This is a genomic window from Methylobacterium sp. 2A, assembly GCF_009806555.1.
Taxonomy (GTDB): Bacteria; Pseudomonadota; Alphaproteobacteria; order Rhizobiales; family Beijerinckiaceae; genus Methylobacterium.
Window position 1 is genome coordinate 208,283 of the sequence record NZ_VUOK01000062.1, and the last position, 22,588, is coordinate 230,870.

20 protein-coding genes and 1 tRNA gene are annotated in these 22,588 nt (G+C 69.2%); 6 read left to right on the plus strand and 15 right to left on the minus strand.

All coding sequences use genetic code 11. From position 1 onward, the window contains the following. Positions 1 to 364: 364 nt before the first annotated feature. A complete protein-coding gene (locus tag FVE89_RS29395; RefSeq protein ID WP_246731230.1) occupies positions 365 to 1,381 on the minus strand; it encodes a transposase in 1,017 nt (338 codons plus the stop codon). An 86-nt stretch (positions 1,382 to 1,467) separates the two neighbouring features. Further along, entirely contained in the window at positions 1,468 to 1,788 is a 321-nt protein-coding gene (locus tag FVE89_RS29400) for a YnfA family protein (RefSeq protein ID WP_161393686.1), read from the minus strand. A 99-nt stretch (positions 1,789 to 1,887) separates the two neighbouring features. Here FVE89_RS29400 and FVE89_RS29405 point away from each other — a divergent pair, with 99 nt between their 5' ends. Next, the gene (locus FVE89_RS29405; RefSeq protein ID WP_161393687.1) at positions 1,888 to 2,856 is read left to right on the plus strand and encodes a tyrosine recombinase XerC; all 969 of its coding nucleotides are present in this window, start codon (positions 1,888 to 1,890) and stop codon (positions 2,854 to 2,856) included. A 190-nt stretch (positions 2,857 to 3,046) separates the two neighbouring features. Beyond that, a complete protein-coding gene (locus FVE89_RS29410) occupies positions 3,047 to 3,868 on the plus strand; it encodes a response regulator (RefSeq protein WP_348644747.1) in 822 nt (273 codons plus the stop codon). 133 nt (positions 3,869 to 4,001) lie between these two features. Here FVE89_RS29410 and lpdA read toward each other — a convergent pair whose 3' ends face one another. The 11 genes from lpdA to gloB form a co-directional block, all read right to left on the minus strand. After that, on the minus strand, positions 4,002 to 5,405 hold the full coding sequence (lpdA, locus tag FVE89_RS29415; protein ID WP_161393689.1) for a dihydrolipoyl dehydrogenase: 1,404 nt from the start codon (positions 5,403 to 5,405) through the stop codon (positions 4,002 to 4,004). Between the two features lie 61 nt (positions 5,406 to 5,466). Next, positions 5,467 to 6,222, minus strand: a complete 756-nt coding sequence (locus FVE89_RS29420) for an SDR family oxidoreductase (RefSeq protein WP_161393690.1) — start codon at positions 6,220 to 6,222, stop codon at positions 5,467 to 5,469. Beyond that, the gene (locus tag FVE89_RS29425) at positions 6,219 to 6,545 is read right to left on the minus strand and encodes a pentapeptide repeat-containing protein (protein ID WP_161393691.1); all 327 of its coding nucleotides are present in this window, start codon (positions 6,543 to 6,545) and stop codon (positions 6,219 to 6,221) included. Before FVE89_RS29425 ends, FVE89_RS29420 begins: the two co-directional genes overlap by 4 nt. After that, positions 6,523 to 6,936 carry a hypothetical protein gene (locus FVE89_RS29430; protein ID WP_246731231.1) on the minus strand — a complete coding sequence of 138 codons (414 nt, stop codon included), beginning with the start codon at positions 6,934 to 6,936 and terminating at the stop codon, positions 6,523 to 6,525. The genes FVE89_RS29425 and FVE89_RS29430 overlap by 23 nt, the downstream gene beginning before the upstream one ends. Before the next feature lie 23 nt (positions 6,937 to 6,959). Then, on the minus strand, positions 6,960 to 8,276 hold the full coding sequence (gene odhB / locus FVE89_RS29435; protein WP_161393692.1) for a 2-oxoglutarate dehydrogenase complex dihydrolipoyllysine-residue succinyltransferase: 1,317 nt from the start codon (positions 8,274 to 8,276) through the stop codon (positions 6,960 to 6,962). A gap of 93 nt (positions 8,277 to 8,369) precedes the next feature. Next, positions 8,370 to 11,360 carry a 2-oxoglutarate dehydrogenase E1 component gene (locus FVE89_RS29440; protein ID WP_161393693.1) on the minus strand — a complete coding sequence of 997 codons (2,991 nt, stop codon included), beginning with the start codon at positions 11,358 to 11,360 and terminating at the stop codon, positions 8,370 to 8,372. A gap of 174 nt (positions 11,361 to 11,534) precedes the next feature. Beyond that, positions 11,535 to 12,419 carry a succinate--CoA ligase subunit alpha gene (gene sucD / locus FVE89_RS29445; protein WP_161393694.1) on the minus strand — a complete coding sequence of 295 codons (885 nt, stop codon included), beginning with the start codon at positions 12,417 to 12,419 and terminating at the stop codon, positions 11,535 to 11,537. A gap of 2 nt (positions 12,420 to 12,421) precedes the next feature. Continuing rightward, positions 12,422 to 13,618, minus strand: a complete 1,197-nt coding sequence (gene sucC, locus FVE89_RS29450; RefSeq protein ID WP_161393695.1) for an ADP-forming succinate--CoA ligase subunit beta — start codon at positions 13,616 to 13,618, stop codon at positions 12,422 to 12,424. Between the two features lie 114 nt (positions 13,619 to 13,732). Next, positions 13,733 to 14,695: a malate dehydrogenase gene (gene mdh / locus FVE89_RS29455; RefSeq protein ID WP_161393696.1), complete on the minus strand. Its 963-nt coding sequence runs from the start codon at positions 14,693 to 14,695 to the stop codon at positions 13,733 to 13,735. Between the two features lie 398 nt (positions 14,696 to 15,093). Beyond that, positions 15,094 to 15,681, minus strand: a complete 588-nt coding sequence (locus FVE89_RS29460; RefSeq protein ID WP_244042145.1) for a TetR family transcriptional regulator — start codon at positions 15,679 to 15,681, stop codon at positions 15,094 to 15,096. 340 nt (positions 15,682 to 16,021) lie between these two features. Continuing rightward, a complete protein-coding gene (gene gloB, locus FVE89_RS29465; protein WP_161393697.1) occupies positions 16,022 to 16,798 on the minus strand; it encodes a hydroxyacylglutathione hydrolase in 777 nt (258 codons plus the stop codon). Between the two features lie 179 nt (positions 16,799 to 16,977). Here gloB and FVE89_RS29470 point away from each other — a divergent pair, with 179 nt between their 5' ends. Next, complete coding sequence (locus tag FVE89_RS29470; protein ID WP_161393698.1) at positions 16,978 to 17,712, plus strand: methyltransferase domain-containing protein; 735 nt, start codon at positions 16,978 to 16,980, stop codon at positions 17,710 to 17,712. 434 nt (positions 17,713 to 18,146) lie between these two features. Here the strand turns inward: FVE89_RS29470 and FVE89_RS29475 are convergent, their stop codons facing one another. Further along, complete coding sequence (locus tag FVE89_RS29475) at positions 18,147 to 18,719, minus strand: peroxidase-related enzyme (protein WP_161393699.1); 573 nt, start codon at positions 18,717 to 18,719, stop codon at positions 18,147 to 18,149. Positions 18,720 to 18,820: 101 nt separating this feature from the next. On the opposite strand from FVE89_RS29475, the gene ruvC reads away from it, so the two are divergent. After that, positions 18,821 to 19,444, plus strand: a complete 624-nt coding sequence (ruvC, locus tag FVE89_RS29480; protein ID WP_161393700.1) for a crossover junction endodeoxyribonuclease RuvC — start codon at positions 18,821 to 18,823, stop codon at positions 19,442 to 19,444. A 17-nt stretch (positions 19,445 to 19,461) separates the two neighbouring features. On the opposite strand, the gene FVE89_RS29485 is transcribed toward ruvC, so the two are convergent. Next, positions 19,462 to 19,545, minus strand: a tRNA-Tyr gene (locus FVE89_RS29485). A gap of 221 nt (positions 19,546 to 19,766) precedes the next feature. Between FVE89_RS29485 and FVE89_RS29490 the strand changes: the two genes are divergently transcribed. Then, positions 19,767 to 21,620, plus strand: a complete 1,854-nt coding sequence (locus FVE89_RS29490) for a DEAD/DEAH box helicase family protein (RefSeq protein WP_161393701.1) — start codon at positions 19,767 to 19,769, stop codon at positions 21,618 to 21,620. 46 nt (positions 21,621 to 21,666) lie between these two features. Continuing rightward, positions 21,667 to 22,005, plus strand: coding sequence for a hypothetical protein (locus tag FVE89_RS29495; protein WP_161393702.1), 339 nt, complete (start codon positions 21,667 to 21,669; stop codon positions 22,003 to 22,005). The last annotated feature ends 583 nt before the right edge of the window (positions 22,006 to 22,588 follow it).

Here is a 22,588-nt window from a genome sequence, read left to right on the forward strand (position 1 = left end):
TTCTGCGGGATCTTTGGGTTTTCGCCGGCGGACCGCCACGCACCCGGGGTCGATCTTGCGGGCCAAGCTCAGCAGGCGCTCGGCCAGGACGGGTGGGTCGGCCGCACCGCAGGCCGTCCAGTGCTCCGGGGGCAGAGCAATCAGCAGGCCTTCGTAGCCGCCGCGGATCTGCAAGACGAGATGATACAGGGAGATCTTGGGCGCCGCCTGCGCGGAGATCTTGGGCGCCGCCTGCACGGCGGGCTTCGCGGCGGGGGTGTGCACCTGCTCCACGCAGCGCTCGATCAGCGCCAGGACGTTGTAGGCCAGCAGGGCCACACCGAACCCGAACAGCGCCGCACGGGGATGACCCAGGCTGGGGATCTCACTGCGCAGCACGCCCTCCAGGCGCTGGAACAGGCCCTCGATGCGCCAGCGGTCCCGATAGACCTGTGCGATCTGGGCTGCGCTCACCGAGGCCGGCAGGTTGCTCCACAGCCGCAGAACCCGATCGGCCGCCTGGGTCGGCTGCGTCAGGGTAAGTTCGATCCGCCGCCAGGTCGGGGCGTGATCGGGGGGCCGGGGCCTGATCGGGATCGGCCCCGGCGGGGGTGATAGCCTGCTCGCGCAGGCGGCCGGTCTTGGTCCGGCCGGCCATGCGCCAGGGGCCGGCATTTCGCAGGCGGGGATGCGTGGCGTGCTCGCGCACCACGAACCCGGCCCCGGCCGCATCCCAACCGCGCAACAGCCCTCCGGGACAGAAGTGTCGGTCGCCGACCCAGACCTGTCCCGGACCGGCCCTGTCCAACAGGGGCGCAGCCAGGACCCGCTCGTGCGTGAAGGCGTCCTCGCCCGCCACGAGATCGGTCACCAAGCCGCTGTCAGGATCGTAGACCACCATCGCCAGCCCCGGCAGCGCCGCGCCCCGGCACTCGCGCAGCGCCTTCAGGCGCTTGTGGCTGGCCGGCAGATGGTTGCCGTCGATCACCCGCAGCGCGTAGCCCGGCAGGCGGGCCGGCCTCGCCCCCAGCTCCGCCAGAACCGGGCCGAGCCGCTCGGCGCTGGCGCGCACCAGCGCCCCCAGCAGGGCCGGATCCGTGCGCTTGAGCTTGTCGTACAGCGCCGGCAGCGACACCGGCAGAGGCCCCGCCTGCCGGGCCGCCGCGTGCAACGAGGGCCGCAAGCCGACCGCCACCAGCATCATCAGCTCGACCACCGTCGAGAACAGCAACTCACGCTCGTACTGGCGCTGGCGATGGGCTGCGAACACCGCATCGAGCCACGCCGCCGGAAACGCCTGCTCCAGAAGCGTCCGCGCCATCACACTGGCCGGCGCCTGGTGCTCGAACCGCTCCAGAACGGCCGACCAGACACACCCCAATCCGTCCGATGATCCTGTCATCCCAACGACTTGGGCACACAACAAACACCTTAGAAGGGCTGGGCTGAAGCCCTTTGGAAACCCGGGATCGCGGGTCGAACAGGCCTTCAGGGCCGGCGGCCGAGCAGGATGATCGCGGTGCCGACGAGGCAGACCGCACCCCCCGTAAGGTCCCAGCGATCCGGCCGCTGGCCCTCCGTGAGCCACATCCAGAGGATCGAGGCAGCGATGTAGACGCCGCCATAGGCCGCGAAGGCTCGCCCCGCCGCCGGGCTGTCCACCAGGGTCAGCAGGAAGGCGAACAGCACGAGCGAGGCGAGGCCCGGCAGCATCCACAGAGGCGAGCGTCCGAGCCGGAGCCAGGACCAGAACGCGAAGCATCCGGCGATCTCCGCGAGGGCGGCGCCGGCATAGGCGAGGAGGGTCATGGATCGAGCTTGGCATGGCGCCCCGTGCGAGGCGAGCTTTGGGCCTGAACGGCGGCCCGCGTTAAGTCTCCGGCAAGGCTGATCCGGTCGATTGGCCCCATGAGCGCACCCGTGACCCAGGACGATTGTCTGCTGTTTCCCGGCGACGCGCGCCTGCGCGCCGTGGTCCTGGCGTGGCTCGACGGGTTGGCGCGCGAGCGGCGGATGTCGCCCAACACCGTCGAGGCCTATGGGCGCGACCTGCGCCAGTTCCTCCGGCATCTCGCGGGACGGCTCGGCACGCCGACCATCCCGATGCTGGTCGCCCTGAAGGTGCGCGACATCCGCGCTTTCATGGCGGCGCGCCGGGCCGACGAGGTCTCCGGGCGCTCGCTGATGCGCATGCTGGCGGGCCTGCGCTCCTTCGCGCGCTTCCTGGAGCGCGAGGGTCACGGCACCGTCTCGGCGCTCGGCGGCGTGCGCTCGCCAAAGGTCCCGCGGCGGCTGCCCCGGCCGCTGCCGGTCTCCGCCGCGGTCGCGCTCACCGATACCGGGATCCGCGCCGGCGAGGAGCGCGAGCCCTGGATTCTCGCCCGCGACGCCGCCGTGCTGGCCCTGCTCTACGGCGCCGGCCTGCGCATTTCGGAGGCCCTCGGCCTCACCCGCCGCGACGCCCCGCTGCCGGGCGTCGATCAGGTCACGGTGCTGGGCAAGGGCGGCAAGCAGCGCATGGTGCCGATCCTGCCCGTCGTCGCCCAGGCGGTGGCCGATTACGTCGCCGCCTGCCCGCTGCCGCTCCCCCCGGAAGGACCCCTGTTCGTCGGCGCCCGCGGCGGCCCGCTCTCGCCCCGGATCATCCAGTACACGGTGGCCCACGCCCGCGGCGCCCTCGGCCTGCCGGAGAGCGCCACACCCCACGCCCTGCGCCACTCCTTCGCGACCCATCTCCTCGCCCGCCAGGGCGAGTTGCGCGCAATCCAGGAACTGCTCGGCCACGCCTCCCTGTCGACCACGCAGCTCTACACCCAGGTCGATGCCGCCCGGCTGATGAGCGCCTACGCGGCCGCCCACCCCCGCGCCGGACGTTGATCTAGTTTGTTATTGCCGCGCATTCGGCGGCCGATCGTCGCCAAAGTGGTAAGTTCATCCTCTGTATCGGGTGAACGGCTGTTTTCTTTAATGGCTTCGTCACCATCTGCGCCCACTCTAGCCGATACGGGATGGGTCGGCGCGGACGGTCGTCATGGAGCTTGAGGGGGCGCGGACGCCCGCGAGGGTCGTGATCGCGGATTGTGACGCGGGTCGCCGGGCAGTGCTCGGCGGCGTCGTCCGGCGCTTCGATTCCGGAGCCGTGATCCACGAGGCGACGTCCGGTCAGGCGCTGTGCGACATCCTGCTCCGGCGCCGCCCCAGCCTCGCTTTCGTGGGGCTCCAGCTGGAAGATCTGAGCGGACCCGAGGCGGTCGCGGTGGCGCGCCGCGCGGGGGCGGAACCGCCCTGCCTGGTCCTCGTCGCCAACCGCGTGCTGGCCCAATGGCAGGAGATCGCCACCAGCCTCGGCGCCTACGAGGTGCTCAAGACGCCGCTCGACCCCAACCATATCGAGCAGCTGCTCCATGCCGATGCCCGGCGCCGGGCGCCGACGCGGGCGCTGCTCGCCTGCTCGTCCCCGGCCGGCCGCTCGGCAATCAGCCGGGTCGTGGCCCGGAGCGGGTTCACGATCGAACTCGATGAGACCGATGACGGCCGCCACGCCCTCAAGCAGTTGAAGCTCGCGGCCTACGATTTCGCCTTCATCGACGTGAAGCTCGCCGGCATCGACGGGCTCGAACTCGCCTGCCAGATCCAGCCCCTGCATCTGGCCACCCGGATCACCCTCCTGACCACCGCCGAGCTGGAGCCGGTCGCCCAGGCGGGTCGCTATTTCGGCGTCGATGCGGTGCTGCGGATGCCGTTCTACGCCCGCGACATCGACCTTGCCCTGCACAACGCGCTCGGCCTGCGCCGGCCCTATCTCCTGAACGCCCTGACGGCGCCGCCCGCGCCGAGCGCGCTGCTGCGGATCGCGGACCTGCCGACCCCCCGGCGCAAGATCGCCTGATCCCGGTTCCGAAAGGTCGGGACCTTTCGCGGGTCCAGGGCAGAGCCCTGGTGAACGTCTCAGGGCTCTGCCCTGAGAACCCGCCAAAGGGCGAAGCCCTTTGGAAACCCGGTATCATCAGTCGAACGGACGCTCAGACGTGGATGGCGCGCTTGTTCACCGCGAGCGCGGCTTCCTTCACGGCCTCGGTCAGCGTCGGGTGCGCGTGGCAGGTCCGGGCGATGTCCTCGGACGAGGCGCCGAACTCCATCGCGACCGCCACCTCGGCGATCAGGTTTCCGGCATCCGCCCCGACGATGTGGACGCCGAGCACCCGGTCGGTCTGGGCATCGGCCAGCACCTTCACGAACCCATCCGTGGTGCCGTTGGCCTTGGCGCGGCCGTTCGCCGTGAACGGGAACTTGCCGGCATTGTAGGCGATGCCGTCCTTGGTCAGCTCCTCCTCGGTCTTGCCCACCGAGGCGACCTCCGGGAACGTGTAGACGACGTTCGGGATCACGCCGTAATTCACGTGGCCCGACTGGCCGGCCAGCATCTCGGCCACGGCGACGCCCTCGTCCTCGGCCTTGTGGGCGAGCATCGGGCCGGCGATCACGTCGCCGATGGCGTAGATGCCGGTGACGTTGGTGGCGTAGTGGGAATCGGTCTGGATCCGGCCCTTGTCGTCCCGCTGGACGCCGACCGTGTCGAGGCCCAGGCCCTCCGTGTAGGGAGTCCGGCCGATGCAGACGAGCACCACGTCCGCCTGCAGCGTCTCGGCCTCGCCGCCCGCGGCCGGCTCGACGGTGACGCTGGCGCCCCCCTTCTTGCCGACCTCGACGCCGGTCACCTTGGTGGACAGCTTGAAGGCGATGCCCTGCTTGGTCAGGATCCGCTGGAACTGCTTGCCGACCTCGCCATCCATGCCGGGCAGCACGCGGTCGAGATACTCGACCACCGTTACCTCGGCGCCGAGCCGCCGCCAGACCGAGCCCAGTTCCAGCCCGATCACGCCGGCGCCGATGACGAGGAGCTTCTTCGGCACCCGGTCGAGTTCGAGGGCGCCGGTGGAGGAGACCACGACCTTCTCGTCGATGGTCACGCCGGGCAGCCGCGCCACGTCCGAGCCGGTGGCGATGACGATGCTCTTGGTCTCCAGCATCTGGTTGCCGCCATCCTCGGCGATGACCTCGACCCGGCCCGCCCCGGCGATCCGGCCGGTGCCGTGGAAGGTGTCGACCTTGTTCTTCTTGAGCAGGAACTCGACGCCCTTGGTGTTGCCGGCCACGCCCTCGGCCTTGAAGGCCATCATCTTCTTCAGGTCGAGCTTCGGCGTGCCGACATCGATTCCGAGATCGGCGAAATGCTTGTTGGCCTCCTCGAACGCCTCGGAGGCGTGGAGCAGGGCCTTCGACGGGATGCAGCCGACATTGAGGCAGGTGCCGCCATGGGTGGCGCGCTTCTCGACCACGGCGGTGCGCAGGCCGAGCTGCGCCGCGCGGATCGCGCAGACATAGCCGCCGGGGCCGGTGCCGATGACAACGAGATCGTAGGACATGCAGGTTCGCTTCCGCTCGGTCGTGCCGCGTTTGCGACGGGCAGGGAAAGTCAGGTCGGGATCAGCGGCCGCCGCCGATATCGAGGATGGCGCCCGTGGTGTAGGAGGCCTCGTCCGAGAGGAGCCACACGATCGGGGCGGCGACCTCCTCGGCGGTCCCGGCCCGGCCCATCGGGACGGCGGGGCCGAGGCGTTCGACCCGGTCGGGCTCGCCGCCGCTGGCGTGGATCTCGGTGGCGATGATGCCGGGCGCCACCGCGTTGACGCGGATTCCTTCGCCGGCCACCTCGCGGGCAAGCCCGATCGTCAGGGAATCGATGGCGCCCTTCGAGGCGGCGTAATCCACGAACTGGCCGGGTCCGCCGAGACGGGCAGCCACCGAGGACAGGTTCACGATCGCGCCCCCGGCCCCGCCGCGCTTGGTCGACATCCGCCGCACGGCCTCGCGGGCGCACAGGAAGCTCCCGACCACGTTGGTGTTCATCATCCGCTGGAGGCGGGCGAGGCTCATATCGGCGACGTCCGACTTCACGTCGACCACGCCGGCATTGTTGACGAGCGCGGCGAGGCGCCCGAGCCCGTCGGCCGCCTGGAACAGGGCGATCACGTCGGCCTCGCTGGCGACATCGCCCTTCACGGCGCGCGCTCGGCCCCCCCTGGCGGTGATCGCGTCGACCACGGCTTGCGCCGCGGCGGCGTCCGACACGTAGCTCAAGCAGACTGCGTAGCCACGCTCCGCGAGCATCAGCGACACCGCGCGGCCGATGCCGCGGCTACCGCCGGTGACGATGGCGACTGGGTTGGAAAACGCGGTCAAGCCCCGGCTCCTACCGTGTCACCCGTTTTACCGGTCAGAGTCTGGCGGTCGATGTAGTTCGGCAGGCGCGTATGCTCATCGATGATCGCGGCCGCAAGTTGCGCTGCGGTCAGGTTGCGTGCGCCGGTCAGATCCGCGCCTCGCAGAATCGTTCCGCTGAGCAGCGCATCCTGAAAATCGGAGTTCCGGAACGCGGCACCGCTTGCATCGACACGGGACAGATCAGCCTGCCGAAGATCGGCATTGCTGAGATCGGTGTGACGTATGAAGGCGCCACGTAGATTGACGGTCGGATGGGTCCTAGATTGGATGCGGTGGTTCATCGGCGGAAATCCTCATGCGCAGCGTTTCGATGATGGCTTTCACATCGATGGGTGGTTCGAGTTCCTCGTAGCGGGACCGACGTTCGCGCAGGTGCGCCTGCAGAAGTTCGAATATGGGGTCGGACAGATCAGGAAAATCACGTCCGATTTCGCGTAGCACGTAGATCGCCGCCAAGCGTACTTCGAGCCGCTCGTCTCCCAGTTGTCCAGCCGCGCGATTGAAGAGTTCGGTGACGTGCGCGCGGCGCGCAAGTTCCGCTTGTGACGCGGCAGATCCCGCCTGGGTCAGCTCTGGTTTGAGCTTCCGCCACGCAAGGGCCGCGCCCACCAAAGCGGCGAGCGCGAGCCCCAGATTGCGCACGATCTCCGAGATCAAGACCCATGTCTGCATGATCCCGGATCACCACGACGGTCTCAGAGATCCAGCACGAGCCGCGCCGGATCCTCCAGCGCCTCCTTGACCCGCACCAGGAAGGTCACGGCCTCCTTACCGTCGACGATGCGATGATCGTACGACAGGGCGAGGTACATCATCGGCCGCGCCTCGATCTTGCCGGCGCGGACCACCGGGCGCTCCTCGATGCGGTGCATGCCGAGGATGCCGGATTGCGGCGCGTTGAGGATCGGCGTCGACATCAGCGAGCCGTAGATGCCACCGTTGGTGATCGTGAAGGTGCCGCCCTGCATCTCCTCGATCGAGAGCTTGCCCTCGCGGGCCTTCTTGCCGAAGCCGGCGATCGTCTTCTCGATACCGGCGATCGACAGGTCGTCGGCGTTGCGCACCACCGGGACGACGAGACCCTTATCGGTGCCGACCGCGATGCCGATGTGGTAATAGTTCTTGTAGACGAGGTCCTGCCCGTCGATCTCGGCGTTGACCGCCGGCACGTCCTTGAGGGCGCCGATCACCGCCTTGGTGAAGAAGCCCATGAAGCCGAGCTTCGTGCCGTGCTTCTTCTCGAAGATGTCCTTGTACTGGCTGCGCAGCGCCATCACGGCCGACATGTCGACGTCGTTGAACGTCGTCAGCATCGCCGCGGTGTCCTGGGCATCCTTGAGGCGGCGCGCGATGGTCTGGCGCAGCTTCGTCATGCGCACGCGCTCCTCGCGCGCGGCGTCGTCCGGCGCCGAGGGGGCGCGCGGCAGGGTCGGGCGGGCCTCCTTGGCGGGGGCCGCCGACGGGCCCTTGGCGATGGCGCCCAGCATGTCGCCCTTGGTGACGCGGCCGTCCTTGCCGGAGCCGTTCACGCTCGACGGGTCGACACCGGATTCGCGGGCGAGCTTGGCCACCGCCGGGCCGTTGTCGCCGACCGGGCGCTGCTGCGTAGCGGGAGCGGCGCCGCCACCGTGATTGCCGTAGCCGGCAGAGGATTCCTGGGCCGGCGCCTCGGCCTTCGCGGGCGCGGCGGCCTTCGGGGCTTCGCTCCGGCTCTCCGCCTTTGTCTCGGCGGCCTCCTTGGGTGCCGCCTTCTTGGCCGTGCCGCCGCCCGCGCCGGCCTCGACGATCGAGCCGAGCAGCGCGCCGGGTTCCACGGTCTCGCCGTCCTTCGCCAGGATCTCGCCGAGCTGGCCGGCCGCCGGGGCATTGACCTCAAGGGTGACCTTGTCGGTCTCAAGCTCAACGATCGGCTCGTCGGCCGCGACCGGGTCGCCGGGCTTCTTGAACCAGCGGCCGATGGTGGCCTCGCTGACAGATTCGCCGAGCGTGGGAACGAGGATGTCGGTAGCCATAGGTCTCGCACTTCCGGATCGGTTGGGCCGTGCCGGACGGCCTGAAGCGTGAAGGCGGCGGCCCCTGCGGGTCGCCGCCGAGTCTCAATAGGGTCAGACGGCCAGGGCCTCGTTGAGGAAGGCCTGGAGCTGGGCCTGGTGCTTCGACATCTGGCCCACGGCCGTCGAAGCCGAGGCCGGGCGGCCGACGTAGCGGGCGCGCTTCACCGCGGAGCCGGCTTGCCCGAGCACCCATTCGAGGTAGGGCTCGACGAAGGACCAAGCGCCCATGTTCTTGGGCTCTTCCTGGCACCAGATCACGTCGGCGTTGCGGAAGCGCGCCATCTCGTTGGCCAGGGCCTTCAGCGGGAACGGGTAGAGCTGCTCGACGCGCATCAGGTAGATGTCGTTGAGGCCGCGCTTCTCCCGCTCTTCCAGCAGGTCGTAATAGACCTTGCCCGAGCACAGCACGACGCGCCGGATCTTGTCGTCGCGCACCAGCTTGTTCTGCGCGCCCTCCTCCTCGGCGTCGTCCCAGAGGACGCGGTGGAAGGTCGAGCCCTCGGCCAGCGCGTCGAGGTTCGAGACGGCGCGCTTGTGGCGCAGCAGCGACTTCGGCGTCATCAGCACCAGCGGCTTGCGGAAGTCGCGCTTCAGCTGCCGGCGCAGGATGTGGAAGTAGTTCGCCGGCGTCGTGACGTTGGCGACCTGCATGTTGTCCTCGGCGCAGGCCTGGAGGTAGCGCTCCAGGCGGGCGGAGGAGTGCTCGGGACCCTGCCCCTCGTAGCCGTGCGGCAGCAGCAGCACGAGGCCGGACATGCGCAGCCACTTGCGCTCGCCGGAGGCGATGAACTGGTCGATCACCACCTGGGCGCCGTTGGCGAAGTCGCCGAACTGCGCCTCCCACAGGACCAGGGCGTTCGGCTCGGCCAGGGAGTAGCCGTATTCGAAGCCGAGCACCGCCTCCTCGGAGAGCATCGAGTTGATGATCTCGATCGAGGCCTGCCCCTCGCGGATCGCGTTGAGCGGCGTGAAGCGCTGCTCGTTCTCCTGATCGATCACCACGGCGTGGCGCTGCGAGAAGGTGCCGCGCTCGACATCCTGGCCCGAGAGCCGGACGCGGTTGCCGTCGAGCAGGGTCGCACCGAAGGCCAGGGCCTCGGCGGTCGCCCAATCGATGCCGGCCCCGGTCTCCACCGCCTTGGCGCGGTTGTCCATGAAGCGCTGGATCGTGCGGTGCAGGTGGAAGCCCGGGGGCACCTGCGTGATCTTGCGGGCGATCTCCTGCAGGGTCTCGGCCGGCACGGCGGTGCGGCCACGGCGCGGATCGTCCACGTCCTCGTGGACCGCCTTCACGCCGGACCAGCGGCCGTCGAGCCAGTCGGCCTTGTTGGCCTTGTAGGTGTTGGCGACGTCGAGCTCGCTGTCGAGCATCCCGCGGAACTCGGCCTTGCGGGCATCGAGCGCCTCCTGGGTGACGGAGCCGTTCTCGACGAGCTTGCGGCCGTAGGTCTCCAGCACCGACGGATGCTTGCGGATCCGCTGGTACATCTTCGGCTGGGTGAAGGCCGGCTCGTCGCCCTCATTGTGGCCGAAGCGGCGGTAGCACAGCATGTCGATGACGACCGGCTTGCCGAACTTCTGCCGGTACTCGACGGCCACTTTCGCCGCGAAGGTGACGGCCTCGGGATCGTCGCCGTTGCAGTGGAAGATCGGCGCCTCGACCATCTTGGCGACGTCGGACGGGTACGGCGAGGAGCGCGAGAAGCGCGGATCGGTGGTGAAGCCGATCTGGTTGTTGATGATGAAGTGGATCGAGCCGCCGGTGCGGTGGCCCTTCAGGCCCGACAGGCCGAAGCACTCCGCCACCACGCCCTGGCCCGCGAAGGCGGCGTCACCGTGGATGAGGAGCGGCAGCACCGTGCGGCGCTCGATATTGGGCTTGGCCCACTGATCCTGCTTGGCGCGGACCTTCCCCAGCACCACCGGATCGACGATCTCCAGGTGCGACGGGTTGGCGGTGAGCGACAGGTGGACGTTGTTGCCGTCGAAGGCGCGGTCCGAGGACGCGCCCAGGTGGTACTTCACGTCGCCCGAACCCTCCACCTCGGCCGGCGAGGCCGAGCCGCCCTTGAATTCGTGGAACACCGCCCGGAACGGCTTGGCCATCACGTTGGTCAGCACGTTGAGCCGGCCGCGATGGGCCATGCCGAGCACGATCTCACGGACGCCGAGCGCGCCGCCGCGCTTGATGATCTGCTCCAGCGCCGGGATCATCGACTCGCCGCCGTCGAGGCCGAAGCGCTTGGTGCCGGTGTATTTGAGATCCAGGAATTTCTCGAAGCCCTCGGCCTCGATCAGCTTGTTCAGGATCGCCCTGCGGCCCTCGGGCGTGAAGGAAATCTCCTTGTCCTTGCCCTCGATGCGCTCCTGGATCCACGCCTTCTCGGCGGGATCGGAGATGTGCATGAACTCGACGCCGAGCGTCTGGCAGTAGGTCCGCTCCAGGATGTCGACGATCTCGCGGATCGTGCCGAACTGGAGGCCGAGCACGTTGTCGAGGAAGATCGGGCGGTCCCAGTCGGATTCCTCGGTGAAGCCGTAATGCTGCGGGTGCAGCTCCTCGTGGTCGCCACGGGGGGCGAGGCCGAGCGGATCGAGCTTGGCGTGCAGGTGGCCGCGCATGCGGTAGGAGCGGATCAGCATGATCGCCCGAACCGAATCCTTCGTCGCCTGCTCGACCGAGACGCCGGTGGTGGCGGTGACGCTGTCCTGCGGCTTGCCGGGCTTGGCCTCCTTGGCATCGCGGGCGACGATCCGGTCGCCGACCGCCTTCTCCAGGGCGCCCCAGTTGCCGTCGAGCGCCGAGACCAGCTCGCCGTTCAGCGGCACCGGCCAGTTCGGCTTCTCCCAGGAGGCGCCGGCGGCGTTCTTCTCGACGAGCGTCTCGTCCTCGCCGAGACCCTTGAAGAAGGCCTGCCACTCCGGATCCACCGAGGCGGGGTTGCGGGCGTAGGCCGCCTGCAATTCCTCGATATAGGCGGCGTTGGTGCCGTAGAGGAACGAGGTTTCGAGGAGCGCTTCGTTCACGTCCTGGCGTGCCATGGTGCGTCCATCCTGTCGCGCGGGCAGGAGCCCTGCCCTCCGGGCTCTCCGTCAGCGCGGCGGATCGCCCTCAAACCGAAACGGGGCGGGTGACCGCCCCGCTGAGATCGTCTCTGCACGCCCGATATGGGTGGTGCGGCCCTGCGATGGCCGCAACGCAGGCGCGCCGGGCTCTTAGCCCTTCAGCACCTCGACCAGCGTCGAGCCGAGGCGCGCCGGCGACGGCGACACGCGGATGCCCGCGGCCTCCATCGCGGCGATCTTGTCCTCGGCGCCGCCCTTGCCGCCCGAGATGATCGCGCCGGCATGGCCCATGCGGCGGCCCGGAGGCGCCGTGCGGCCGGCGATGAAGCCGACCATCGGCTTCTTGCGCCCGCGCTTGGCCTCGTCCTTGAGGAACTGGGCGGCCTCCTCCTCGGCCGAGCCGCCGATCTCGCCGATCATCACGATCGACTCGGTCTTCGGGTCGGCCAGGAACAGCTCCAGCACGTCGATGAACTCGGTGCCCTTCACCGGGTCGCCGCCGATGCCGACCGCCGTGGTCTGGCCGAGGCCGGCATTGGAGGTCTGGAACACCGCCTCGTAGGTCAGCGTGCCCGAGCGGGACACGATGCCGACGGAGCCCGGCCGGAAGATGTTGGCCGGCATGATGCCGATCTTCGACTCGCCCGCCGTGACGATGCCGGGGCAGTTCGGCCCGACGAGGCGCGACTTCGAGCCCGTCAGCGCCCGCTTGACCCGCACCATGTCGAGCACCGGGATGCCCTCCGTGATGCAGACGATCAGCGGCACCTCGGCGGCGATCGCCTCGCAGATCGCGTCGGCGGCGCCGGGCGGCGGCACGTAGACCACCGAGGCCTCGGCGCCCGTGGCCTCGCGGGCCTCGGCCACCGTGTCGAAGACCGGCAGGCCGAGATGGGTCGAGCCGCCCTTACCGGGGCTCGTGCCGCCGACCATCTTGGTGCCGTACGCGATGGCCTGTTCGGAGTGGAAGGTCCCGTTCTTGCCGGTGAAACCCTGGCAGATGACCTTGGTGTTGGCGTCGATCATCACCGACATGATCAGGCTCCCTTCACGGCGGCGACGATCTTCTGGGCGGCGTCGTCGAGGTCGTCCGCCGGGATGACGTTGAGGCCGGAATTGCGGATGATGGCCTTGCCCTGCTCGACATTGGTGCCTTCGAGGCGCACCACCAGCGGCACCTGCAGGCCCACCGCCTTCACGGCCGCGATCACGCCGTTGGCGATCACGTCGCACTTCATGATCCCGCCGAAGATGTTGACGAGGATCCCCTTCACGTTCGGGTCGGCGGTGATGATCTTGAACGCCGCCGTCACCTTCTCCTCGGAGGCGCCGCCGCCGACATCCAAAAAGTTCGCCGGCTCCTCGCCGTAGAGCTTGATGATATCGAGCGTCGCCATGGCGAGGCCGGCGCCGTTGACCATGCAGCCGATCGTGCCGTCGAGGGCGATATAGGCGAGGTCGTACTTCGACGCCTCGATCTCCTTGGCGTCCTCCTCGGTCTCGTCGCGCAGCGCCACGATGTCGGGGTGCCGGTAGAGGGCGTTCGAATCGAAGGCCATCTTGGCGTCGAGGCACTTGAGGTGCCCATCCGCGGTCAGGACCAGCGGGTTGATCTCCAGAAGGCTCATGTCCTTGGCCACGAAGGCCGCGTAGAGCTTTTCCGTGAGCGAGGCCGCTTCCTTGGCCTGATTGCCCGACAGGCCCAGCGCCTTGGCGACGGCGCGGCCATGGTGGGGCATCACGCCCGTGGCCGGATCGACCGCGATCGTGTGGATCTTCTCAGGGGTATCGTGGGCGACCGCCTCGATATCCATGCCGCCCTCGGTCGAGACCACGAAGGCCACGCCGCCGGTGGTGCGATCGACCAGCATCGAGAGGTAGAATTCCTCGGCGATCTGGGCGCCTTCCTCGATGTAGAGGCGGTTGACCTGCTTGCCGGCCGGGCCGGTCTGGATCGTCACCAGCGTCTGGCCGAGCATCTCGCCGGCGAACTGCTTCACCTCGTCGATCGACTTGGTGACGCGCACGCCGCCCTTGGCGCCCTCGGGCGCACCCTTGAAGGTGCCCTTGCCGCGGCCGCCCGCGTGGATCTGGCTCTTCACGACCCAGACCGGGCCGCCGAGTTCCTTGGCGGCGGCCTCGGCCTCCGACGGGTTGAAGATCGCCACGCCGCGGGAGACGGGCAGGCCGAACTCCTTCAGCACGGCCTTGGCCTGGTATTCGTGGATGTTCATCGGAGCCTCTTAAGGAGGAGCGAATAGGGAGCAGCGAATAGCGAATAGTCGATGTAGCGCGAGCGGACCGATTTGACCCTATTCGCTACTTCCTACTCCCTATTCGCCTTGTTTCTACGCCAGCGAAGCGTCGACGCCCTTGCAGGCCTCGATCAGGCCCGTCACCGAGGCGACCGACTTGTCGAACATCGCCTTCTCGGCCGCGTCGAAGGTCACTTCGAGCACGCGCTCCACGCCGTTCGCGCCGATCACGATCGGCACGCCGATGAACATGCCGGTCACGCCGTACTGGCCGTCGAGATAGGCGGCGCAGGGCAGGACCCGCTTCTTGTCGCGCAGGTAGCTCTCGGCCATGGCGATTGCGGAGGCGGCGGGCGCGTAGAAGGCCGAGCCGGTCTTGAGCAGGTTGACGATCTCGCCGCCGCCCTTGCGGGTGCGCTCGACCATGGCGTCGAGCTTCTCCTGGGTGGTCCAGCCGAGCTTGACGAGGTCGGTCAGCGGCACGCCCGCGACCGTGGAGTAGCGGGTCAGCGGCACCATGTCGTCGCCGTGGCCGCCGAGCACGAAGGCGGTGACGTCCTCCACCGAGACCTTGAACTCTTCCGCGAGGAAGTGGCGGAAGCGGGCGGAATCCAGCACGCCGGCCATGCCGACGATCTTGTTGGTCGGCAGCCCCGAGAACTTCTGCAGCGCCCAGACCATCGCGTCGAGCGGGTTGGTGATGCAGATCACGAAGGCGTCCGGCGCGTAGGTCTTGATGCCCTCGCCCACCGCCTGCATGACCTTCAGGTTGATGCCGATCAGGTCGTCGCGGCTCATGCCGGGCTTGCGCGGCACGCCGGCGGTGACGATCACCACGTCGGCGCCCTTGATGGCGGCATAATCGCTCGCACCCGCATAGGTCGCGTCGAAGCCCTCGACGGGAGCGGCCTCGGCGATGTCGAGCGCCTTGCCCTGCGGCACGCCGTCGACGATGTCGAACAGCACCACGTCCCCGAGATCCTTGAGGCCGGCCAGGAGGGCCAGGGTGCCGCCGATCTGACCGGCACCGATGAGGGCAATCTTGTTGCGCGCCATGTCGGATTCGTCTCCGCTGCGTGTCGAGTTCGATGCTGCGTCAGGCGAGGCCGGGGCTTTTCATCAGCCGGGAGAGGGACCGGATTCGCCGCTGTGAAATCTGCGCGGCTGTGTGGCCGAAAAGCACCGTCGCTTCAACCCGATGTGGGGCGTGCAGGCCCCTCATCCTCGGGGCCGCAGGGGCCGGATCGTCGGCGGCTCGCATCAGGAAACATCAACGCCGCGAAGGTTTTAGGTGCACTGCACCCAAGCTCTGGCGTGCCGTAAAGCTTGGATGACAGATCTGAAAAGCTGTCATTTCAGGTCCGCCCGCGCGGTGCCGCCGATTGCTCAGCCGCAAACGCGAAGGCCCGGACGCAAGGTCCGGGCCTCCAAAAGTGCATCGGCTTTGCAGCGGTTCAGAGCACGCCGGAGCGCAGAACCCGCTGGATCGCGTGGATGACGGCGCCGAAGCGCGCCTCGATCAGATCACGCGGCACTTCGGCATCGTGCTGGATCGCCAGCGGATGCGTGAAGCGGTAACTCGCGTCGAAGATGTAGGCGATCGCCCGTTCCCGGTCGCGGGCCGAGAAGATCCCGGAGGTAATTCCCTCCTCCACCACCCGCTCGACGAGGCTGCGCAGGCGCACGCGGTGCCGCCGGGCGATCGGCCGGGCCGCCACCGTGGCGTCGAGATGGACCGCGAACAGGTTCGGCTCGTCGACCAGCGCGTCGCGCTGAACGGTGGCCAGCGCGGTGAGCAGGCGCTCGATCTTGTCGTCGGCCGGATCGGGCGCGTCGGCGATGCCGGCGAGCCGGGCCTCGACCTCGCGCAGCCAGCGCCCCGCCACCGCGTCGAGGAGCGCGTCCTTCGAGGGGAAATAGCGGTAGACGTTGGCGTGGGTCATGCCCGCCTCGGCGGCGACGGCCACGACCGTCACGCGTTTGGGTCCGAGCCGGGAGAGATGCTCCGTGGCGATCCCGAGCAGCCGCACATCGGCTGCCACGGGCGTGCGGGGCCGCGACCCGCCAGACGCATCGACCGCATCCCGGAGCGTACCGGCATCGGCGACCCCTGCGACGGAGAGCTTGGCTTTGGCGCTGAGCGCCTCCTCCTTGGACCCGTCGGATTCTGGCTTAAGGAAAGGAAGCGGAAGGCGGGAGGTGGACAGGTGGTAGGGCGAGACGGACCCCCATCATACCGGCTGAAGCGTCCCGGCGCTTCACGTTGACGTTACGGCTTCCCCCCGGGGAGCCCGGTTACCTGAGCGGATTAGGACCGCTTAAACACTCCTATGTGTCAGTTTGCCTTGAGAAGGCAACAAATTTTTCTCGTTATCACCTGCGTCAGAAGCGGTTCTTCCACGCCCTTAGAGCGACGAAGACCGTTTCAGGATCGCTTCCTGGTGGCAAATCGACCGACTTTGCGAGGGTGGGCACTGCGCAACGCAGGAACGGGTTGGTGGCGCGCTCCGCGCCCAGAGACGAGGGTACGAGGAAGCGGCCCTGCGCCTTCGCGGCTTCCGCCTCGGCGAGGCGAGCCTTGAGGGCCGCGTTATCCGGTTCGGCCGCCAGGGCGAAGCGGGCGTTGGCGAGTACGTAGTCGTGGCCGCTGAAGACCTGCGCGGAATCGGGCAGCGCGTCGAAGCGCCGGAGCGACCGGTAGAGGGTCTCGGGCGGGCCTTCCAGCACCCGGCCGCAGCCGAGGGTGAACAGCGTGTCGCCGGCGCAGACGAGGCCGGCTTGCGCGAACCAGTAGGTGACGTGGTCGGCGCAGTGGCCCGGCGTCTCCCAGACCTCGGCACCGAGATCGCCGACCCGCACCGTGTCGCCCTCCCGGACCGTGACATCCACGAGCGGGACCGCGTCTCCGGCCTTGGCGGGCGCGACGACCCGGGCGCCGGTGGCCTGCTTGACCGCGGGGATGCCCTCGACATGGTCGCCGTGCCGGTGTGTGACGAGGATGTCGGTGAGCCGCCAGCCGGTCTCATCGAGAGCCCTCAGCACCGGATCGGCCTCCGGCACGTCGATCGCCGCACAGGCCCCGGTAGCGGGGTCGCGGATCAGGACGCCGATATTGTCGCTGCGGCACAGGAAGGTGCGGATCTCGGTCTCGGCGGCCATCGGGAAGATCTCCTCGGGGCGCAAACTCGGGTGCAAACGCTGTCGCCGTGAACAGGCGGTCCCGCAGCCGGGTTCCGTCCACGCGAGTCCCGTTACGCGAGTCCCGTTACGCTTGCCGCGGGCGGCGCGGGTCACCATTGAGTACGGCAACCGTTCCCGACTCGGCAGCTTGCCTCTCCATGCGTCTCGACGTCAACGGCTTGCGGGCCTTCTACGCCAGCCCCCTGGGCCGCACGACGCATCGCGTGGTCGGCCGCTCGATCCACGAGTTCCTCGGCTCGGTCTCGGGCCTGCGCGTGCTCGGGATCGGTTACGCGATGCCGTATCTGAGCCCGATCCACTGCATCGCCGAGCGCACCCTCGCCTTCATGCCGACCAGCCAGGGGGTGGTGAACTGGCCGACGAGCGGGCGGTCCTGCACGGCTTTGGCCGATCCCACCATGATGCCGCTGCCCGAATCCGCGGTCGATCGGATCATCCTCATCCACGCCCTCGAAGCCGTCGAGAGCCCCTCGGAACTCCTGCAGGAGGTGTGGCGGACCCTCACCCCCGGCGGGCGGATGATCCTGGTGGTGCCGAACCGGCGGGGCGTCTGGGCGCGACGGGAGGCGACCCCCTTCGGCCATGGCCAGCCCTACAGCCGCTCGCAGCTCGGGCGGCTGATGCGCGACACGCTGTTCTCGCCGGTGAACTGGACCGAGACGCTCTACATGCCGCCGGTGCGCTCCCGCCTGATGCTGCGCACCGGGCCGGCCTGGGAGTGGATCGGCACCGGCCTGTCCCTGCCCTTCGCGGGCCTGCACGTGGTCGACGCGACGAAGCAGCTCTACCGGCCGGTCACGGTGCGGCAGGTGCGGCGCGCCCGCCGCCTCGCCCCGGCGCGCGTTCTGGTGCCGGCGCCCGCTCCGGGCTGAGTGGGCACCGCCGATCGGATCCCGGGAGACGAGACCGGGCTTCCAAAAGGCTCTGCCCCAGCCCTTTAAAGGTGTTTTCGGCCCTGTGGGATACGGACAGGACGCGCTCGCCTCCCCCGTGCGGGGAGGAGCTGGAGGTGGGGGTGGCTCAGGATTGAGCGCTGCGGTGCCGTCTGCACCACCCCCACCCCTGGCCCCTCCCGGCAAGCGGGAGGGGAAATACGCCGGCTCCATCAATTGGTTAGAAGGGCCATGGGTGTGATCCCGGCACCTAGCTCAAACACCTTAAAGGGCTGGGGCGAGACCTTTCGCGGGTACTCAGGGCAGGGCCCTGAGATATCCCTGGGCTCTGCCCTGGACCCGCGAAAGGGCGCGCCCTTTCGAAACCATGACTTGCGTGACGGACGGTCTGCGCCCGGCGAACGGACCCCGACTCACCGGCCCATCCCAAAAAACTCGTCGTTCGGGCGCAGCTCCGCCACGCTGGCGATCCGGTTCGACAGGGCGAAGAGCGCGGTGATGGAGGCGATGTCCCAGATGTCGTCCGGGCTGAACCCGTGCGCTGCCAACGTCGCGTGATCCTCCGGCCCCACAGCCTGTGAGCGGGTCGCGACCTTGACGGCGAAATCCAGCATGGCGCGCTGGCGCGGGGTGATGTCCGCCTTGGCGTAGTTCACCGCGATCTGGTCGGCGATCCGCGGATCCTTGGCGCGGACCCGCAGGATCGCCCCGTGGGCGACGAGGCAGTACAGGCAATCGTTCGCCGCGCTGGTCGCCACCACGATCATCTCGCGCTCGGCCTTGGTCAGGCCGCCGGGCCGGTCCATCAGCGCGTCGTGATAGGCCATGAAGGCGCGGAACTCGTCCGGCCGATGCGCCAGCGCCAGGAAGACGTTGGGCACGAAGCCCGCCTTTTCCTGCACGAGGGCGATGCGGGCGCGCAGATCCTCCGGCATGTCGGAGAGATTCGGCACCGGGAAGCGGCTGATCGGGGCTTGCGCGCTCATGATCGTCCTCGCAGGCAACGCGCCTTGGTGAAACCAAGCGTTCACGATACGTACGGCAGCCTCGGGCCGTTCGTCGAGCTGTTCGCGACCTGTGGAGCATCATGACCAGCCCCGTCCGCATCCTCGGGATCGATCCCGGGCTCCGCCGCACCGGCTGGGGCCTCATCACCGCGCAGGGGACCAAGCTCACCTACGGCGATTGCGGCGTCGTCACCTCGGACGGCGATCTCCCCCTGGCCCTGCGGCTGCGCGAGCTGTTCGAGGGGATCGGACGCATCGTCGAGAGCCAGCAGCCCGACGAGGTCGCCGTGGAGGAGACCTTCGTCAACAAGGACGCGCAGGCGACGCTGAAGCTCGGCCATGCCCGCGCCATGGCGCTGGTGGTGCCGGCGCTCGCCGGGCTGCCGGTGTTCGAATACGCCGCCAATCTGATCAAGAAGACCGTGGCGGGCTCCGGCCACGCCGAGAAGGTGCAGATCCAGGCCATGGTGCGCTTCCTGCTGCCGAAGGCCGAGTTCCGCGTGGCCGACGCCGCCGACGCGCTCGCCATCGCGATCACCCATGCCAGCCACCGGGACGCGCATGCGCTGCGCAAGGCCCATCTGCCGGCGGGCAAGCGCCGCACGCTCACGGGCCAGGCGGCCGCGGGGCAGGGGCTCGAAGGGAAGGGCTTCTCCGCCGCCGCCGCCGCGCGCATCGAGGCGGCGCTGGCGAAACAGGGCTGACGGGATCGGGAAGGACTTGGTGGGGGAAGTAGGACTCGAACCTACGAAGCTTACGCAGCGGATTTACAGTCCGCCCCCTTTGCCGCTCGGGACATTCCCCCAAGGCGAGCCTCTCGGCCCGCGGCGCCCTTATGGTGAGGGGTGGGCCGGGTGTCAACGCTTCTCGTGCGCCGATCCGGCAGCGCGCTGTGCGGAGTCGCTTCGCGGGCACGCGGCCGGACCGCCCGCCCGGAAGAAAACGCGAACGTTCCGCGACGGAAGGGATTCACAAAGGAATCGCGATCGGCCACTTTGCGCCGATGTCGCCCTGCTTCGCCGGCCATTGACCCGTCCCGCCCCGTCCCTGCGGTCGCACCAACGCACGCTGATGGCCCTGGTGGCGGCCATGGCGAACGGGGAGGCGGGCCACATCCGCGACATCCTGGCGGCGGTGACGCCCGGCGGCGGCAAGTCGCTGCTGCCGGTGATCGCCGCGCATGGGCTGATCGCCGCGGGTGTCGTCGAGCGCGTGGTCTGGGTGGTGCCGCGGGATTCCCTGCGCCTCCAGGCCGAGGAGGCGTTTGCCGATCCGCTCTGGCGGGCGGCCTTCGGGCACGGCTTGAGCGTGCGCGCCGCCGACAACGAGCGCGACCCCGCCCGGGGATTGGCCGGCTACATCACCACCTATCAGGCCGTCGCCGCGGCCCCTGCGCTTCACCGTGCGGAGGCGCAGGCGCACCGCACCCTGCTGGTGATCGACGAGGTCCATCACCTGCCTGCGCCCGGCAGGCCGGGGGCGGATGAGGGGTCCGCCGAGGAGGCGGAGGCCGGGGCGTGGTCCCGGGCGATGCTCCCCGTCATGGAGGCGGCCGCGTACCGCCTCTACCTGTCCGGAACGCTGGAACGGGCCGACGGCAAGCGCATCCTCGGCCTGCCCTACCAGCCCGCGGCGCCGGGGCGCGGACCGGAACTCGATCTCGACGCCCCGGGGCTCGCGGTGATCGGCTATTCCCGGGCGCAGGCGCTGGCCGAGCGGGCGGTCCTGCCGGTGACCTTCGGGGCGATCGACGGCGAGGCGAGCTGGCTGGAGGGCGGCCGGATCGCCGGGGACAGCCCCCGGGTCGGGCCGCACCGCCTGGGCGCCGGATCGGTGCGGGTGACCACCCGGCCGGCCCTGTTCACGGCCCTGCGCACCGGCTTCGCCCGGGATCTCCTGAGCGAGGCCTTCCACGCCACGAAGCGCCTGCGCGCCCGCCGCAGGGCCGAGCGCGATCTGCCGCCCGGCGAGGCGGTGCGAGGGCTCGGCAAGCTCCTCGTGGTGGCGCCCGATCAGGCGAGCGCCCGCGCCTACCTCGAAACCCTCCGGAGCTGGATGCCGGCGGGGCAGGGGATGCGCGATGTTCGGCTCGCCACCTCCGGCCAGGGGGATGCGCACGCGGCGCTCGCCGCCTTCCGCCTGACGCCGGAGCCCGCGATCCTCGTGACGGTGGCGATGGCCTACGAGGGGCTCGACGCCCCCGAGGTCGCCGTCGTGGCGGCCCTCACCCATATCCGCTCGCGCCCGTGGCTGGAGCAGATGCTCGCCCGGGCGACCCGGGTCGATCCCCATGCCGGCGCCTACGACACCCAGCAGGCGCTGGTCTTCCATCCCGACGACCCGCTCTTCGCCCGGTTCCGCCTGGAGCTGGAGACCGAACAGGGCAGCAGCATCCGGCCCCGCCGCGAACGGCCGGTCAGCGCCGTCGTGCCGGAGCGGACCCGCTGGCGCGACGAGGATGAGCCCGCCGGGATCACGCCGCTCGAGAGCAACGCGATCGGCCTGCGCTACGCCCTGCTGCGCCCACGGCTCGCCGAGCCCGCCCCGGCCGCGCCGGCGCCCGAATTGCCGTCCGTCACCGAGCGGACCCTGCGCCAGCGTCTCGCCGCCGCGGTGGCGGCCCAGGCGGTGGAGGACGAGGCCTCCCTGCGGGTTCCGCGCGGCGGCAATCTCGCGCACCGCTACAACGCCGTGCTGAAGCGCGTCCTCGGCAAGGGCCGCGCGACCATGACCCTGCCCGAGTTGGAGGCAGCCCTCGGCTGGCTTGAACGCAACCGCCTGTCGGACCATCTCGACTGCCTCGACGGCGATGCCCGTTACGCGTGGTCCGCCCGCCAGCGCCGGGGCCGCTGGCCGCCGGAGCGCGCCGTCCGACGCTGAGTCGCCGCGGGACGCCGGGGAATCCGGGGGACGCGAGGAGAGCGCCGTGACCGAGAACCTGCCTGCCGCCTTCACGGCGACCCTGGCCGCGACCGCCCCGCCGGCGAACTGGCCGGCACCGCTCGCCGCGCTCTGGTGGCTGGCCAGGAACCCGTCCGGGCCGAGTTCGACCGGCTGGGAGCAGGCCCACGCCCTGGTGCAGGCGGAACCGGACCGCGATGCGGCCTGGGTGCACGCCCATCTCCACCGCATCGAGGGCGATCCGGGCAATGCGCGCTACTGGTACGGCCGTGCCGGCCGTGAGGAACCGCGCGGGACCGTAGCGGACGAATACGCGACGCTCGTCTCGGCTCTGCTCGATCGGGGCGAGATCCCAGTTTTGTGAGGGATCGGAATCCGACGCGCTGCCGTTCCTGACGGCACCCATACGCGCGACCATCAATGATAGACGACCGGAGTCTCATCAAAGCACGACATATTACCTTATCCGATGGTCGGATTGGCCGCTCGCATGACAGAAATTTCACAGTTGCAGACGCATTGGCGCCACAACTTCAGATCTTATCCCTGAAGCCTAGAGCACGTTCCCGCGACCCGTCCACGGTCATTGTCTTAACCCAAATTGACTACGCTATTTTTTGACTCGCATAAGCGCGAAAACTGATTATGGCTACGCGTATCGATTCCGGATTCAAAGGAGTACGCCGGTCATCGTGATAAGCTTGATATGTTTGATGTGCGGTGTGGCGCTGGCACGCGTCTCTCTTCAGGATCCCGCCCGCGCCGCCACTCTGGAACGCTGGAGCGGGGTGTGCCTTGTGCTCGGCCTGAGCCTGCTCGGCGTCGCGCTCCATCGCGCCCACGGCTAGGATCCGCGCGGCGGTGGCCGAGTCGTGGTCGCCCTGTCGGAACGCCGAGCTGGAACCGCCCGTTAAACGCCCGCCCGGCACGTCAGGCCGGGCCGCATT